This is a genomic window from Mesorhizobium album (assembly GCF_033977205.1).
In the GTDB taxonomy this organism is placed as follows: domain Bacteria; phylum Pseudomonadota; class Alphaproteobacteria; order Rhizobiales; family Rhizobiaceae; genus Mesorhizobium; species Mesorhizobium album.
Genome location: NZ_JAVIIW010000037.1, coordinates 35,959 through 51,786 on the forward strand (window position 1 = coordinate 35,959; position 15,828 = coordinate 51,786).

Genomic DNA, 15,828 nt, shown 5'->3' on the forward strand with positions numbered 1-15,828 from the left:
ATGGTCACGAGCCGTCAGGCGATGGGGCAGGGATCAGCGCTGGCGATCTGACTGCCCGCCGACATTCCGCAATCAGCCATTCGCGAAACGCCGCCACCACATCGCGCCTCGCGCTGCGCTCGGGGATCGTCAGGCAGTAAGGCTGGCGCAGCTCCAGCGCGCGGGCGACGGGGCGGACCAGTCGGCCGTCTTCCAGCGCCTCGGCGCAATAGATCCCTTGCGCCAGCGCCACACCCAGCCCCGAAACGGCAAGGTCGAGCGCTGCCCGCGACGAGTTGGCCGAAAGGCCGCGCTGCGCCGCCCGGCCGGGGTCGATACCCGCCGCCTCGAACCAGTTGCGCCAGGCGGGAAAGGCGGCGCCGGTCGGTCCCCAATCGGTGTGGATCAACGACAGGCCGGCAAGGCTTTCCGGCTTGATCGCGCCGGCAAGACTGGGCGCGCAGACGGGATAGACGGCGTCGCGGACGATGTCCTCGGTCGGATGCTCGCGATAGTGCGGCCCGTAGGACAGCCTGATGTCGATCAGCTCGCGGTCGAAAGGTACCGGGTCGTCGTCGCCTCTGAGCGAAATGTCGGCGGCGCCATGGCTGGCGATGAAGCCTGCAAGACGCTCCGAGAGCCAGCCCATCGCCATCGAAGGCGGCACCGACACGACGAGCCTTGGCCGGAATGCATCGCCGCCGACATCGCGCGCGACGCTGCCGATCTCCTGGAAGGCCATGGTCAGCCTGGGCAGCATCTCGACGCCGGCTTCGGTGAGCACGACGCGCCTGTTGACCCGGTGGAACAGTTTTCGCCCCATCTGCTCCTCGACGGTGCGGATAAGCTGGCTGACGGCAGCTGCCGAAACCGACAGCTCCTCCGCCGCCGCGGCAAAGCTCCCGGTGCGCGCAGCCGACTCGAAGGCCTGAAGTCCCCTGAGCGATGGAAGCGCGACCATGGCGATCCAAAAGATAAGATGAGCTTATCTATTTTGCAGAATTCCTCGTTTTTCGAAAGGTTTCTTTCTGCAGTAGGGTAGCCCATGAGCGCCATCGACCGCACCGAAACCATCGACCACCGCGATCTCATCGCCTCGCTGAGCAATGAGGAGCGCAGCCGGCTGACCGGCAAGTCGGATTGGCCTGGCCTCGTCCAGTTCGCCGTCCATCTCGGCGCCATCATCGTTCTCGGCGTGCTGGTCGCGGCCAGGGTGCCGTTCTGGCCGATCCTGATGCTGCCGCAGGGCATCCTGATCGTGTTCCTGTTCACGCTGCTGCATGAGACCGTGCACAGGACGGCCTTCGAAACCCAGTGGCTGAACGATGCCGTCGCGCGGCTCTGCAGCCTGACGATCGCGCTGCCCGCCGACTGGTTCCGCTATTTTCATTTCGCCCATCACCGCTTCACCCAAGATCCGGAAAACGATCCTGAACTGGCCTTCCCGAAGCCGGAGACCTTGCGGCAGTATATCGTCCACGTCTCGGGCCTGCCGGTGTGGTGGGGTCATTTCAAGACGCTCTACACCAACGCCACCGGCCACTGCCGCGACAGCTACGTGCCGCCAAAGGGCTTGCCGAAAGTACAGGCCGAGGCGCGGGCGATGATCGCCTTCTATATCGTGGTCCTGGCGCTCGCCGTCTGGTTCAAGGCAAGCGTGCTGCTCTATGTCTGGATCGTGCCGGCGCTGCTCGGGCAGCCCTTCCTCAGGCTCTATCTGCTGGCCGAGCATGGCCGCTGCCCTTTCGTTGCCAACATGCTCGAGAACTCCAGGACGACGCTGACCAACTGGCTCGTCCGCAAGCTCGCCTGGAACATGCCCTACCATGCCGAGCACCATGCCTATCCCGGCGTGCCGTTCCATCAGTTGCCGGCATTCCATCGGCTGATCGAGCGGCACCTCAAAGTGGTCGAGCCCGGTTATGTGAGCTTCCACGAGAAATACATCGAGACGCTGCGCTGACCCGTCGGCAGAAACGTCTGCCGTCAGCCGGATCGGCGAAGCTTTTCCTGCGAACGCAGCAGCCGGCTGATCTCGGTTGCCTTGGCCGGCACGCCGATCAGAAAACCTTGCGCCTCGCCGCAGCCGGCTTTGCGCAGCATGTCGAGCTGCGCTTCGGTCTCGACACCTTCGGCGGTGACGGTGATGCCGAGCTCGGTCCCAAGCCCGATCACCGTGCGTACGATCGCCGCCGTGTCGCGTTTGTCGAGGTCGCGGATGAAGGAGCGATCGATCTTGATCTTGTCGACCGGAAAGCGCCTGAGATAGCCGAGCGAGGAATAGCCGGTGCCGAAATCGTCGAGCGCGATGCGAACGCCCAGCCCGCGCAATTGCCCGAGCGTCCTCAGCACGCTATCGCTCTCGTCCATCATCACCGTTTCGGTGATTTCGAGTTCCAGACGGTTGGCCGGCATGCCGGAAAAAGCGAGCGCGGCAATCACGCTGCGGGCGAAGCCGCCGCTCTTGATCTGGGCCGCCGATACGTTGACCGCCATGCGTACGTCCCGCGGCCAGCCCGCTGCCACGCTGCAGGCCTTGCGCAGCGCCCAGTCGCCGAGCTGCACGATCAGCCCGGTCTCCTCGGCCGCCGCGATGAAGTCTTCCGGTGACACCAGCCCACGCGACGGCGAGCGCCACCGCATCAGCGCTTCCGCACCGACGATGTCGCCGGAAGCGATGTCGAGGATCGGCTGGTAGTCAAGTTCGAACTCGCGCCTGGGCAGTGCCGCTTCGAGATCGGCTTCGAGCGCCCGGCGCTCCCGCACCATGGCGTCCATGCCGGGCTCGAAGAAGCGGAAGATATTGCGCCCTTCGCTCTTGCCCCTGTAGAGCGCCATGTCGGCATTGGTCAAAAGCGTATCGGCGTCCTGCCCGTCGCCGGGGTAGAGCGCGATGCCGAGGCTCACCCCGACATGCATCTCGCGGCCTTTGTCGCGATAGGGCTTACCGATCACCTCGACGATGCGTTTGGCAAGCTTTTCGGCATCGGCCGCGCCTCTGAGATTGAACTGGATGATGGCGAATTCATCGCCGCCGAAACGCGCCACCACATCCTTGTCGCTGCGCAGGCAGCGCTGCAGGCGCTCGGCCACGCATTTCAGCAGCCAGTCGCCCGCCGGGTGTCCGAACGTGTCGTTGACGGCCTTGAAGCGGTCGAGGTCGAGCGAGAGGATCGCCAGCGGCGCGGCCTTGGTCTCGCTCAGCGCCTGGTCCAGCCGCTCGCGGAACATCGAGCGGTTGGGCAGGTTGGTCAGCGTGTCGTGATGCGCAAGATGCGTCATGCGCTCTTCGGCGCGGCGACGCTCGGTGACATCGTCGAAGGTGACCACCCAGCCGCCGCCGCTCATCGGCTGGCGGACAACCAGAAACGTTCTGCCGTCGGCAAGATAGCGATAAGTCGAATGCATCTTCCCCGCCCGCAGGCAGGCTGCGGTCTTGGCGACTTCGCTGTCGACGTCGATCTTGCTGTAGATGCCAAGTTCCAACAGCCGTTCGAGAGCGTCGCGATGCGTCGTCCCGAACGGGAAATCGGCCGCGGTGGCATGATAGAGTTCCAGAAAACGCTGATTGCGCACGATCATCCTGCCGTCGGCGTCGTACATCAGCAGGCCTTGCGACATGTTGGCTAAAGCGGCGTCGAAGCGGCGGTGCTGCTCCTTCAGCTCCTCTTCGGCGCGCCGCTGCACGGTCACGTCCTCGTAGATCGACACCCAGCCGCCGGAAGCCAGCGGCCGGTGCGAGATCACGATGATGCGCCCGTCCGCCAGCGTCTCCTCATAGGTCGAGGGCTTGGCGCCGTCGATATAGGGCTTGCGGATGGCATAAAGCTCCTCGGCGCTCTGCGAAGCGATGCCGATATCGACACTGTGCTGCAGGATGTCGAAGAAACGGATGCCGGGCTTCATCAGCCTGGCGTCGAGGCGGAAGAGGTCGATGTAGTTTCGGTTGCAGATGATCATCCGCTCTTCGGCGTCGAACATGCACAGCCCGTGCGACATGTTCTCGACAGCGGCCGAGAAGCGCTCGTTCTGCGCGCGCAGTTCCTCCGCTATTCGTCGAGCCGGGCCAATACCGGTTGCTTTCCGCCTGCTGGCGGCCGAACCAGTCTTGACATGTTCGACGGGCATGAGCGCGCCTGCAGACCGTGACTGAACACGTTACTGTGTCCGTCACGGGTTAATTTAGCGTTCTTTTACACAGTTGAATTGGCGGCAGGAAAAGTCTGCCGCTTCGACTCAAGCGCCGTGAAACGCTTCAGAAACGCCGCCTGCGCCCAGGTCACCGAGCGCGGCGTGAAGTCGAAGCGGTCGGCGGAAAAGCCGCGCGGCCGTCCGAAATACTCGGTCGCCTCCGCCGTCGAGAAGCCTGCCAGCAAAGTTGCCTCGTAATAGGCGGCGATCTGGTCAGCGCGCTTGATGTCCTTGAGCAGGCCCGGGCTGAGTTCCGCGGGCAGCGAAAAGCGCAGATGGATGGCGCGCTGCAGCCTCGACTCGCAGTCCTTGTAGGAGCCGCCCATCACCGACTTGAACGGCGAGATCATGTCGCCGATGACATATTCCGGCGCATCGTGCAGCAATGCGGCCAGCCGCGCCTCGGCAGAGGCAGCAGGGGAAAGCTCACCGAACAGTGCCTCGACCACCAGCGAATGCTGCGCAACCGAGAAGGCGTGCTCGCCGCTGGTCTGGCCGTTCCAGCGAGCGACGCGGGCGAGCCCATGCGCGATATCGGCAATCTCGATGTCGAGCGGCGAGGGGTCGAGCAGGTCGAGCCGGCGGCCGGAGAGCATGCGTTGCCAGGCGCGCGGCGGCGCGCCTGCCCGATCGGCCGCCATCAGGCCTCCTCCGCGCTGACCGCATCCTGCGGGAAGGTGAATTTCGCCCACGCCGGGATGGCGAGGATGATTGCTGTCTCGCCGGCCATGATCGCATCACAGGCATCAAGCGCTGCCTTGACGCGGTCGATGCGGGCGATGGCGAGGCCGCGTCCGCCGCTTACCGAACCCAGAGTGCCGACGGGCCGGCCCTTGACGGTCACCTCCGTGCCGGCCGGGGGGAGCGAGCCGGCGGCAGCGGCGATCAGCACGCGGCGTCGCGCGGTGCCGCGATGCTGCATGCGCGAGACCACTTCCTGCCCGACATAGCAGCCTTTCTTGAAGCCGATGCCGCCGGTCTCGTCGAGCAGAACGTCATGCGGGAAAGCGTCGCCCAGTTGGTAGTCGGAACCGCTCTCCGCGATGCCGTTGCCGATACGCAGCGCTTGCCACGCGTCGGCGTCGCCGCCGCCCTGTGCCGCGCCGCCATAGGCGCGCCGCACTGCCACATCGCGGAAGCGGCTATCGGCAAGCGCCGTTGAATCAGAATGTGAGGCGGTTGAATCGTCGCCCCACACGACCGTGACAAGTGATTGATCCTGCTTGGCAATCTCGGCCTTTGCTCTGAGCCTGTAAAGCATCAGGCGGCGAACGAAATCGTCCGCGATGTCGGCCCGGCATTCCAGCCGGAAGGCGTTCTCGCCGGCGCGCGAGATCAGGAAGTCGAACAGGATCTTGCCCTGCGGCGAAAGCAGCGCGCCGGGCTTCGCCTCGCCGGCGCCGAGCATATCGAGATCGGTGGTGAGGATGTTCTGCAGGAAATGCTCGGCATCCGGGCCTGACACGGAAATGATCGCTCGGTCTTTCAGCAGGGCAAAGGGCATAAGCGTGGAGTCAGCCTGGTCTTGCAAATATGATGGTCATTACGTAAGCCGGCCACACTCCCCTCGCAAGAGATTGGACCTGCCATGGCAAGCACCTTCGACCTCATCCTGACAGGCGGCACGGTGGTCAACCATGACGGCGAGGGCCGGCGCGATGTCGGCGTGCGGGCAGGGCGCATCGCGGCAATAGGTGATCTCGGCCAGGCATCGGCCGGCGAGACGATCGACTGCAAGGGCTTGCATATCCTGCCCGGCGTGGTCGACAGCCAGGTGCATTTCCGCGAGCCGGGGCTGGAGCACAAGGAGGATCTGGAGACGGGATCCCGAGCGGCGGTGCAGGGCGGCGTCACCGCCGTCTTCGAGATGCCCAACACCAATCCGCTGACCACCAGCGAGGCCGCCCTTGCCGACAAGGTGGGGCGCGCCACCGGCCGCATGCATTGCGACTTCGCCTTCTGGGTCGGCGGCACGCGCGACAATGCCGGCGATGTCGGCGAGCTGGAGCGGCTGCCGGGCGCCGCCGGCATCAAGGTGTTCATGGGCTCGTCCACCGGCGACCTCTTGGTCGAGGACGACGAAGGCGTCGCCTCGATCCTGAAAAACACACGACGCCGTGCCGCTTTCCACTCGGAGGACGAGTTCCGCCTGCGCGAGCGGCTTGGCGAGCGTGTGGAGGGCGATCCGTCGTCCCACCCAGTCTGGCGCGACGAGATCGCGGCGCTGCGCTGCACCGAGCGGTTGGTGCGTATTGCCCGGCAAACGCGCGCGCGCATCCATGTGCTGCACGTCTCGACGGCCGAGGAGATCGTCTTCCTCGAGCAGCACAAGGATGTCGCCACCTGCGAGGCGACGCCGCACCATCTGACGCTGACGGCGGACGATTATGCGCGGCTGGGCACGCTGATCCAGATGAACCCGCCGGTGCGGGCGGCACACCACCGCGACGGTGTCTGGCATGGCATTTCGCAAGGCATTGTCGACGTGCTGGGCTCCGACCACGCGCCGCACACGCTGGCCGAGAAGGCAAAGCCTTATCCGGCCTCGCCGTCCGGCATGACCGGCGTGCAGACGCTGGTGCCGATCATGCTTGACCATGTGAATGCCGGCCGGCTCACCCTGCAGCGCTTCGTCGACCTCTCCAGCCACGGCCCGCAGCGCATCTTCGGCATGGCGAGGAAGGGCCGCATCGCCGGCGGCTACGATGCCGATTTCACCATCGTCGACCTCAAGCGCCGCGAGACCATCACCAACGCGCAGGCGGGCTCCAAGGCCGGCTGGACGCCTTATGACGGCATGCAAGTCACCGGCTGGCCGGTTGGCACCATCGTGCGCGGTAGCCGGGTGATGTGGGAGGGCGAGATCGTCACGCCCGGCCAGGGCAGGGCGGTGGAGTTTTCCGAGGCACTGGTGGTTTAGCGCGCCTCAATCCCCCGCGACGAAGAACAGCCATTGGCCGGTGGGCGTGATGCCGACGCGATAGAAGATATAGGCACCGAACTGCTTCATGTCGTCATAGTCGCTTGCGGTGACGAGCTTGAACAGCTCGACGCGCTGCCTGGGCTCGAGTTTGTCGAGCGGCAGCGCGAAGAAATACGGCCAGACGTAGAGTTCCTGCGGCGTGCCGGTGTCGACATGGACATAGCCGGCACTGAGCACCTCTTCCAGAATGGCGAGGATCTCCTGGCCGTCGCTGTCGCCGGACAGGCCCTTGAGGAAAGTGATCGGATCGCCCTCAATGTCGCCGAGCGACAGCTGCGTCATGGCATCGCCCGAGCCGATCAGCGGCCTCAGCTTCTCGATGTCGCCGCTCTTGCAGGCCTCGATGATCAGGCCGTGCATGCGCTTGACCGGATCCGGCAGCTTGTCGAGGTCGTAGACCACCGGCGGTGGCGGTTGATCGGGATCGGCGCGCGGGCTGGTGATGCCGCCGCTGCCGGACGGTGCCGCAGGCTCGCTCTTGTCAGTGTCGTCGGCGGGCTGGCTGCCGTCGGAAGGTTTGCTGCCGAGCGGGTCCGGTATCGGCACGGTGGTTCCCGGTGCGGCCGTGCCGTCATTGGTGGGCGGCACGACAGGGGAAGGCAGGTCCTCGCGCTGGATCTCGCTCAGCGCATAGGAAGGGGTGCTGGCGAGGCACAAGCCAAGCGGCAACGCCAGGCAGGACGCGGCGATCCAGGCGCCGACTGTCCAGGCGCGTGACCGCCCTGCTAATGAAAATTTCACCCGTTGCCTCTCCATGATTCCCGGGCTCGCTAGAGCAATTCCAGGAAAAGTGTGTAACGGTTTTCCGCCCGGAATTGCGAAAAAAAAAATGGCTAGGCGGTGGGCATGATGCCCAAACGGCGCGTCGCCGTCAAAAGTCGCTGTCAGAAAGCGGGCGGGCGAAGGCGTGTTGATATTCAGGTCAGGCCGGCATCACCTGACTCTCAACACGCCCTAGTGCTTGAGCCGCTCCGGCTCGAAGGCGCCGGAGATCACCTTTTCGCGCATGCGGTCGAGCAGGGCGAGCGCCGAGGTCTCGCCATTGGCGCGCAGCATTTCGCCGAAAGCAGTCTCGAGGGCGGCTTCAGCGATGATCTCGGGCTCGATGCCGGCCGACAAACCTTCCGCCCAGGCTTCGCTGTGGCTTTCGACGGCGGTCAGGCGCTTTTCTTCCCTGACCAATGCGTCGATGTCGCTGACACCATGTTCCATTGCGATGTCCACCTTTTTCAAGCGGCGATCCGACGAGGATCGGGGCTCGACCTTTCGGTTCATCTGCAGCCCGGAATAAGTATTTGTAAATACGACATTTTTAGGGTCGCGATCTACATTTCGAGTAAGGCTGCGCTCAATCCGTGCCAAGCTTAGCCGATTAGACCAGCTTGCGGCATCAAAACCTTCAGTTTGAGTTAATTCCGCATTTGTGCACTAACGTTTCATTAACATTGTTGCACAAGCGCAACACATCATTGCATGTAGGCGCGGCGGGAGACAAGCAGAGAGGGAAAGTTGGCATTCCTTCTCCCCATCATTCACGGGGAGAAGGTGCCTGCAGGCGGATGAGGGCAGGGCTGACCCCTGCCACTAACACAAATAGTGCGGTACTCAATTCCCGTAGCGGGAAGCGATATCGCGTGACAGCGTCTCGCCTTCCTTCATGTAGCGGGCAATCGCTTCAGTGGCCGAAGGCGTGCATTGCGTATAGGTGCCGCTGAAGGACCGGTAGCCGCGGTTGAAGGAGGCGATGAAGCGGGCGCGCCGCTCAGGATCGGGATTTTCCGATTCGAGCAGCTTTTCCATCTCGACCCGCCACCGGTCGCCTTTCTCGCCGCACAGATTGCGCAGGAAATGCAGCGAGCCCAGCACCTCGGCGAGCCGCATCAGCCCCGGCTCGAACGGCGCCTCGGTGGCGAGCACCGGCCGCGCCGAGACCGCCACGCTGATGGCAAGGCATGCGGCGAGGAGGGGAGAGGCGCGGGTCATTAGGGCCTTGCAATGGAGGAGCAAGGCTTTGTGGCGAAACATTTTGGCGCCTGCAAGGCTATTCTTGGTGGTCACTGCTTGGCGCCTTGCGCAGGGCCGAGCAACTCATCCGCCACCGAGAACACATCATCGGCCAGCGGCAGCTCCGCCATTTCGGTGAGCGTGTAGAAAGCCGCCGTCTCGGCGTCATCGCTGGCCACGGGCTCGCCGCCGGCATGGGCTGCGCCGAACACCGTCAACAGATAGTCGACCGCGTGATTCTCAGCACGGCCGTCAATATGAATGTCGCGCAGCGGGCGGTAGTCCTCGGCCCGGAGGCCGGTTTCCTCCTCGAGCTCGCGCGCTGCCGCTTGCGCCAGCGTCTCGCCAGGCTCCACCTTGCCGCCGGGATAGGCATAGAGCCCTTGCGAGGGCGGACGTGCGCGCTTGACCAGCAGCACCGTCCTGCCGCGCACGACGGCGACGGAGACGGCAGGGATGATCTTGCGTGATTCCATGGAATGCCGAATGTTCTCGCAACCTGTTGTGGACCGACTGGCCAAGATTGGTTTTACCGGTTGCAGGGGCCACGTTCCATCGCCACCTTCGAGAAAAAGTCCCGATCCACGAGCCGAGTTCATGTGCGGACGCTTTGCCTTGACCGCCACGCCGGACCAGACCGCCGCCCATCTCGGCCTGGCGGAGTTGGAGGCGTTTCCGGCCCGCTACAACATCGCGCCGACGCAGCCGGTACTGATGGCGCTGGCCGGTCCGCCGCGCGCGCCCGGCTCCAACCTGCCGGACCGCCAGGCGATGCTGGTGCGCTGGGGCCTGATCCCGGCCTGGGTCAAGGACACCAGGGAATTTCCGCTGCTCTTCAACGCCCGCTCGGAAGGCGTGCTGGAAAAGGCTTCGTTCAAGACCGCCATGCGTCACAGCCGCGCCCTGGTGCCGGCCTCCGGCTTCTATGAATGGCAGCAGTCCGGCGCCGCCAAGGGCCAGCCTTACTGGATCCGGCCGCGCCGGGGCGGGGTGATCGCCTTCGCCGGCCTGGTCGAAACCTATGCCGAGCCGGGCGGATCCGAGTTGGACACCGGCGCGATCCTCACGACACGGGCCAATGCCGGCATCGCCCATATCCACGACCGCATGCCGGTGGTGATAGACGAACGCGACTTCGCCCGCTGGCTCGATTGCCGCACGCAGGAGCCGCGTGACGTGCTCAATCTCCTCAAGCCCGCCGAGCCCGATTTCTTCGAGGCTGTCCCGGTTTCCGACCTTGTCAACAAGGTCGCCAACACCGGGCCGGAGATTCAGGAGCGGGGCGTCGTCGGGCCGCAACCCGAGAAGGTCAGGCGCCAGAAGCCCGGCGCGGACGAAAACCAGATGACCTTGTTCTAAGCATGATCCCGAAAAGTGGGAACCGGTTTTCGGGCAAGATCATGCTCAACTAAGAGGTGCGCTTGGGCACCCTCATCGCCGGCGCTCTTATGATCGAAGACCGCGCCGGTCGTGCCTTTTCAGGCGGCGCGCGGCGAAACGATCTTCTGCGCCGGCTTCTTCTTCTTCGCAGTGTGAAGAAGGGCTGCGACGATGGCCGCCGGACCGATCGCGCGGTAGTGCTTGGTGAGCGGCTGTTGCGGCGGTCGGCTCTGTTCCTGCTTGCTTCGTGGCATTGTTCTCTTCCCTGGTACGTGTCGGCGTTTGATGGTCGATTCGGACCAAATCGTGTCGTTTTGGCGGTCTAGCCCGAGAATGTTTCATCACTGTGCCGACATGTTTAATAAAATGTTTCGGCCCGTTTTTACCTGTGATCCGACGACGTCTTTCCCGACTGCAGCGACTTGACGGCAACACCGGCGGGCGCGATAAAGCCGCCCATGAAAACGTCTTTCGCCATTTGTGGCATTTGCATTATTGGCTAGCCTCGCGCTGGTCCGGACGTTTTCGCCTTATCTTTCCCCAGATTGGACAAACGCCCCGGCCAGCAGGCTGGAGCCCGATTTGCGCCTTGGCGCAAGCCTGGTTTCAGCCCGAGCATGACCCCGAAAAGTGGAAGCCGGTTTTCGGATAAGGTCATGCTCAAACAAAGAACCAAAGGACCGGGACCGCATGTCTGACGCATCGAAGAGCCTCAGCCTCTACAACACGCTAACGCGGGCGAAGGAGCGTTTCGTTCCGATCGATCCGCTCCACGTGCGCATGTATGTCTGCGGCCCGACGGTCTACGACTTTGCCCATATCGGCAATGCGCGGCCGGCGATCGTCTTCGACGTGCTGTTCCGTTTGCTGCGTCATCTCTACGGCGAAAGCCACGTCACGTATGTGCGCAACATCACGGACGTCGACGACAAGATCAACACCAGGGCGCTCCGCGATTTCGGCGACGAGATCGCGGCCGGAAAGCTCTCGCTGAACGATGCCATCCGGCGCGTCACCGAAAAGACCGCCGACCAGTATCACAAAGACGTCAAGGCGCTCGGCTGCCTGGAGCCGACCTTCGAGCCGCGCGCCACCGAATTCGTCGCGCCCCGCGCCGACGGCAAGGCCGACATGCTGTCGCTGATCGCGCAGCTAATCGAGCGCGGCCATGCCTATGTCGCCGGCGGCGAGGTGCTGTTCGACACCGCCTCGATGCCGGATTACGGCGAGCTGTCGAAGCGCAATCTCGACGAGCAGCAGGCCGGCGCCCGCATCGCCGTCGACGCGCACAAGAAGAACCCCGGCGATTTCGTGCTGTGGAAACTGTCGAATCCGGAAGAGCCCGGCTGGGAAAGCCCGTGGGGCAGGGGCCGGCCCGGCTGGCATATCGAATGCTCGGCAATGTCGGCCGCCTATCTCGGCGAGGTCTTCGACATCCATGGCGGCGGGCTCGACCTGATCTTCCCGCACCACGAGAACGAGATCGCCCAGTCGCGCTGCGCCCATGGCACGAAGGTCATGGCCAATGTGTGGATGCATAACGGCTTCCTGCAGGTCGAGGGCCAGAAGATGTCGAAGAGTCTCGGCAACTTCTACTCGATCCATGAACTCTTGGAGGAGAAGACTTTTGGCGGCCGCACCTGGCCGGGCGAGGTGCTGCGGCTGGCGATGCTGATGACGCATTACCGCGAGCCGATCGACTTCTCGGTGCGCAAGCTGGAGGAGGCGGAGAACACGCTGCGCAAATGGAAGCGCGCGGCGGACCTTGCGTCGGAAGCGGCAAAGGATCTGCCGACCGACATGGTGGAGGCTTTGTCCGACGACCTCGCCACCTACGCCGCCTTCCAGCGGCTGACGCAGCTCGCCGGCGAGGCGAGCGAATACAGCGGCACCGGAGAGAACGCCGCCGCCGCGTCGCTGAAGGCGGCGCTCGCCTTTCTCGGCTTCGAAGTCGGCGCGGCCGATGTGGACGAGGCCGCGATCGCCAAGGCCATTGCCGATCGCCTGGCGCTGATCGCGGCGAAGAACTGGGCCGAGGCCGACCGCGTGCGCGAAGAGTTGCTGGCGCAAGGCGTCCAGCTCAAGGACGGCAAGGACCCGGTCACAGGCGGACGCGTGACGACGTGGGAGATCAAGCGGTGAGCGATCCTGGGCGATTGGCGAAAGCGCCCGTGACGGCCAATCTCCCCCCTTGCGGGGGAGATGTCCGGCAGGACAGAGGGGGGTGTGAAGGAACGCCGACGTTCCCGAATGCCCTTCCCGGCAATAACCATTTCCTGAAAGGTCATCGATCTCCAATGGATACGTCGGCGCGACAGTACCCCTCTCTGTCCTGCCGGACATCTCCCCCGCAAGGGGGGAGATCAGCTCTCGCTTTCGGTTTCGCTAACCTCCTGCGTGGGGTCGCGTAGCCATGGGTCACGACCTCGTTCCATCCCGTCAGCGCAAGAACGCCAAGTCCATGCGGCACGCGATGACCGATGCAGAGCTGAAGCTTTGGAACGAGTTGCGCGCTCACAGGCTGATGGGATTGGGCTTTCGGCGGCAGGTGCCGATAGGGCCTTATATTGTTGACTTTGCATGCTCGGTCCATCGTTTGATTGTCGAGGTCGACGGCAGCCAGCATGCCGACGCGGAACACTCACGGCGTGACGGAACAAAAAGCGTTTATCTAGGCGCCAGCGGCTGGACCATCCTGCGCTTCTGGAACCACGACGTGATCCGCGATATCGACAATGTCTGCCAGCACATCGTCATTGCGGCCAGCTTGGCCGTGGCTGACGTGCCCGCGCCACCGACGGAGGAGGAGCTCGTTCCATGATCGACCATCTCGGCATCAGCGTTTCCGATTTCGAAAAGTCCAAGGCCTTCTACGACAAGGCGATGGCGCCGCTGGGCGCTTCGCTGCTCTACATGGTGCCGGAGGAATATACCGGCGGCGCCAAGGTCGGCGGCTATGGCCGCGACCGGCCGGTGTTCTGGCTAAGTGCGGGCAAGGAGAACCGAAGGATCACCAGCATATCGCCTTCACCGCGCGCAGCCGCACCGAGGTCGATGCCTTCCATGCGGCGGCGCTCGCCGCCGGCGGCAAGGATAATGGCGGGCCGGGACTGCGTCCGCATTATCACCCCAACTACTACGGCGCCTTCGTCTTCGATCCCGACGGCAACAATGTCGAGGCGGTGTGCCATGATCCGGAGTGAGCCTAAGAATCGGAGCGAGCGATGAGCCTCGATAACCGGCCGGTCTATACTGGCGGCTGCCAGTGCGGCGCCGTGCGCTTCCGCGTCGAGGGCGCGCTCGGCGATGCATCGGTCTGCCACTGCCGCATGTGCCAGAAGGCGAGCGGCAATTTCTATCTGCCGCTGGTCTCGGTGCGCGGCGCCAGGCTCGACTGGACGCGCGGCGAGCCGAAACGCTTCCGCTCGTCCAATGCAGCCTGGCGCGGCTTCTGCGCCGAATGCGGCACGCCGCTGACCTTCGAGGCACCGGATGGCGTGGCGCTGGCGATCGCCGCCTTCGACGATCCGGCCGGGATCGCGCCGACCATCCAATGGGGCGTCGAGGCGAAGCTTCCCTATGTCGACGGCATCCCGAACCTGCCGTCCGAGGAGACGATGGGCGATGTCTCGTCGGCGCCTTACCTTGCCGAGCTCGTCTCCTATCAGCATCCCGATCACGACACCGACCAATGGCCGCCGGAGGAAAGACCATGACAGACGAAGTTCGAACAGGCGGCTGCCAGTGCGGCGCAGTGCGCTTCCGCATCCACGGCAAGCTTGGACGCCCGTCCATCTGCCATTGCCGCATGTGCCAGAAACAGTTCGGCAATTTCTTCGGCGCGCTGGTGGCGGTGCCGACGGAAGGCGTCGAATGGACCCATGAGGAGCCGAGCTATTTCCAGTCCTCGGTCAATATCGATCGCGGCTTTTGCGCCCGCTGCGGCACGCCGCTGACCTACCGCCAGCCCGGCAGGCTGGAGATCGCCATCGGCGCCTTCGACGACCGCTCGGACCTCGCGCCGCAGATCCAGGTCAACTACTCGGTTCGCCTTCCTTGGGTGGAGAAAATCTTCGAGGCGCCGATCCTCGACGACCCCGATTACTATCGACGGCAGGAGCAGATCATCTCCTTCCAGCACCCCGATCACGAGACGGCCAACTGGCCGCAGCAGGGCCTGAAACTATGACGATCCACAGCAGTTCCTTGCGCAGGCTCTATCCGGAGATCGAGCCGTTCGAGAGCGGTATGCTCGATGTCGGCGACGGCCACACCATCTACTGGGAGCGGTGCGGCACCAGGGGCGCCAAGCCCGCCGTGTTCCTGCATGGCGGCCCGGGCGGCACGATTTCGCCGAAACACCGGCGACTGTTCGACCCGAAGCTCTATGATGTCATCCTGTTCGACCAGCGCGGTTGCGGCAAGTCGACGCCCAACGCTTCGCTGGAAGCCAACACCACCTGGCATCTGGTCGCCGACATCGAGCGCCAGCGCACAATGTGTGGCTTCGACAAATGGCTGGTCTTCGGCGGCTCCTGGGGCTCGACGCTTGCGCTCGCCTATTCCGAGACGCATCCAGAGCGTGTCAGCGAGCTCGTGGTGCGCGGCATCTACACGCTCACCCGCGCCGAGCTCGAATGGTACTATCAGTTCGGCGTCTCCGAGATGTTCCCCGACAAGTGGGAGCGTTTTCTCGCGCCTATCCCCGAGGCCGAGCGCGGCGACATGATGGCCGCCTACCGCAAGCGGCTGGTGGGCACCGACCGCAAGGCGCAGGCGGAGGCCGCCCGCGCATGGAGCATCTGGGAAGGCGAGACGATCACGCTGCTGCCGGAACCTGAGACCAGCACGCCCTTCGGCCAGGACGATTATGCGCTGGCCTTCGCCCGCATCGAGAACCACTATTTCGTCCATGCCGGCTGGCTGGAGGAGGGGCAGCTGCTGCGCGACGCTTGGAAACTCAAGGACATTCCCGGCACCATCGTCCACGGCCGCTACGACATGCCGTGCCCGGCGAAATACGCCTGGGCGCTGCACAAGGCCTGGCCGAAGGCGGATTTCCATTTGATCGAGGGCGCCGGCCACGCCTATTCGGAGCCGGGGATATTGGACCGGCTGATCCGGGCGACGGATAAGTTTGCGGGGAAAAACTAGTCGATGTACGGCGTTCCGTCCCACCCCCCTCTGGCCTGCCGGTCATCACCCGCGCAAGGGGGGAGAATGGATGTCGCCTTCGCTTTCGCCAATCGCCGACGTTGCAAGACGAGTGCCGTCGGCAAAGCTGCCGATCT

Annotated in this window: 17 protein-coding genes and 1 pseudogene; 9 read left to right on the top strand and 9 right to left on the bottom strand. The window is 64.2% G+C overall.

Going from position 1 to position 15,828, the window contains the following annotated elements; genetic code table 11:
• Positions 1–4: 4 nt before the first annotated feature.
• Positions 5–940, bottom strand: coding sequence for a LysR substrate-binding domain-containing protein (locus RFN28_RS25565; RefSeq protein ID WP_320289956.1), 936 nt, complete (start codon positions 938–940; stop codon positions 5–7).
• A gap of 111 nt (positions 941–1,051) precedes the next feature.
• Between RFN28_RS25565 and RFN28_RS25570 the strand changes: the two genes are divergently transcribed.
• A complete protein-coding gene (locus RFN28_RS25570) occupies positions 1,052–1,942 on the top strand; it encodes a fatty acid desaturase family protein (protein ID WP_320289988.1) in 891 nt (296 codons plus the stop codon).
• Between the two features lie 23 nt (positions 1,943–1,965).
• On the opposite strand, the gene RFN28_RS25575 is transcribed toward RFN28_RS25570, so the two are convergent.
• From RFN28_RS25575 to ygfZ, 3 genes are all read right to left on the bottom strand, one after another.
• A complete protein-coding gene (locus tag RFN28_RS25575; protein WP_320289957.1) occupies positions 1,966–4,107 on the bottom strand; it encodes a putative bifunctional diguanylate cyclase/phosphodiesterase in 2,142 nt (713 codons plus the stop codon).
• 65 nt (positions 4,108–4,172) lie between these two features.
• The gene (locus tag RFN28_RS25580; RefSeq protein ID WP_320289958.1) at positions 4,173–4,811 is read right to left on the bottom strand and encodes a YfbR-like 5'-deoxynucleotidase; all 639 of its coding nucleotides are present in this window, start codon (positions 4,809–4,811) and stop codon (positions 4,173–4,175) included.
• Positions 4,811–5,674, bottom strand: a complete 864-nt coding sequence (gene ygfZ / locus RFN28_RS25585; RefSeq protein WP_320289959.1) for a CAF17-like 4Fe-4S cluster assembly/insertion protein YgfZ — start codon at positions 5,672–5,674, stop codon at positions 4,811–4,813. Before ygfZ ends, RFN28_RS25580 begins: the two co-directional genes overlap by 1 nt.
• 84 nt (positions 5,675–5,758) lie before the next feature.
• Between ygfZ and RFN28_RS25590 the strand changes: the two genes are divergently transcribed.
• Positions 5,759–7,090, top strand: a complete 1,332-nt coding sequence (locus RFN28_RS25590; protein ID WP_320289960.1) for a dihydroorotase — start codon at positions 5,759–5,761, stop codon at positions 7,088–7,090.
• Between the two features lie 6 nt (positions 7,091–7,096).
• Here RFN28_RS25590 and RFN28_RS25595 read toward each other — a convergent pair whose 3' ends face one another.
• The 4 genes from RFN28_RS25595 to RFN28_RS25610 all read right to left on the bottom strand — a co-directional run bounded on the left by RFN28_RS25595 (position 7,097) and on the right by RFN28_RS25610 (position 9,633).
• The gene (locus RFN28_RS25595; RefSeq protein ID WP_430678855.1) at positions 7,097–7,894 is read right to left on the bottom strand and encodes a hypothetical protein; all 798 of its coding nucleotides are present in this window, start codon (positions 7,892–7,894) and stop codon (positions 7,097–7,099) included.
• Positions 7,895–8,107: 213 nt separating this feature from the next.
• The gene (locus RFN28_RS25600) at positions 8,108–8,365 is read right to left on the bottom strand and encodes a hypothetical protein (RefSeq protein WP_040972051.1); all 258 of its coding nucleotides are present in this window, start codon (positions 8,363–8,365) and stop codon (positions 8,108–8,110) included.
• 393 nt (positions 8,366–8,758) lie between these two features.
• A complete protein-coding gene (locus RFN28_RS25605; protein WP_320289961.1) occupies positions 8,759–9,136 on the bottom strand; it encodes a TIGR02301 family protein in 378 nt (125 codons plus the stop codon).
• A 71-nt stretch (positions 9,137–9,207) separates the two neighbouring features.
• Positions 9,208–9,633, bottom strand: coding sequence for an NUDIX hydrolase (locus tag RFN28_RS25610; protein WP_320289962.1), 426 nt, complete (start codon positions 9,631–9,633; stop codon positions 9,208–9,210).
• Between the two features lie 121 nt (positions 9,634–9,754).
• Between RFN28_RS25610 and RFN28_RS25615 the strand changes: the two genes are divergently transcribed.
• Entirely contained in the window at positions 9,755–10,516 is a 762-nt protein-coding gene (locus RFN28_RS25615) for an SOS response-associated peptidase (protein WP_320289963.1), read from the top strand.
• A gap of 119 nt (positions 10,517–10,635) precedes the next feature.
• Here RFN28_RS25615 and RFN28_RS25620 read toward each other — a convergent pair whose 3' ends face one another.
• The gene (locus RFN28_RS25620; RefSeq protein WP_096874974.1) at positions 10,636–10,791 is read right to left on the bottom strand and encodes a hypothetical protein; all 156 of its coding nucleotides are present in this window, start codon (positions 10,789–10,791) and stop codon (positions 10,636–10,638) included.
• 436 nt (positions 10,792–11,227) lie between these two features.
• Here RFN28_RS25620 and cysS point away from each other — a divergent pair, with 436 nt between their 5' ends.
• From cysS to pip, 6 genes and pseudogenes are all read left to right on the top strand, one after another.
• Positions 11,228–12,679, top strand: a complete 1,452-nt coding sequence (gene cysS / locus RFN28_RS25625; RefSeq protein WP_320289964.1) for a cysteine--tRNA ligase — start codon at positions 11,228–11,230, stop codon at positions 12,677–12,679.
• Positions 12,680–12,950: 271 nt separating this feature from the next.
• Positions 12,951–13,358 (top strand): endonuclease domain-containing protein, encoded by a 408-nt coding sequence (locus tag RFN28_RS25630; RefSeq protein ID WP_320289965.1) that lies wholly within the window; start codon positions 12,951–12,953, stop codon positions 13,356–13,358.
• Positions 13,355–13,740: pseudogene (locus RFN28_RS25635) on the top strand (VOC family protein). The gene RFN28_RS25630 and the pseudogene RFN28_RS25635 overlap by 4 nt, the downstream one beginning before the upstream one ends.
• Positions 13,741–13,761: 21 nt before the next feature.
• Entirely contained in the window at positions 13,762–14,253 is a 492-nt protein-coding gene (locus RFN28_RS25640) for a GFA family protein (RefSeq protein ID WP_320289967.1), read from the top strand.
• Positions 14,250–14,726, top strand: coding sequence for a GFA family protein (locus tag RFN28_RS25645; RefSeq protein WP_320289968.1), 477 nt, complete (start codon positions 14,250–14,252; stop codon positions 14,724–14,726). The genes RFN28_RS25640 and RFN28_RS25645 overlap by 4 nt, the downstream gene beginning before the upstream one ends.
• Positions 14,723–15,691: a prolyl aminopeptidase gene (gene pip, locus RFN28_RS25650; protein WP_320289969.1), complete on the top strand. Its 969-nt coding sequence runs from the start codon at positions 14,723–14,725 to the stop codon at positions 15,689–15,691. Before RFN28_RS25645 ends, pip begins: the two co-directional genes overlap by 4 nt.
• The last annotated feature ends 137 nt before the right edge of the window (positions 15,692–15,828 follow it).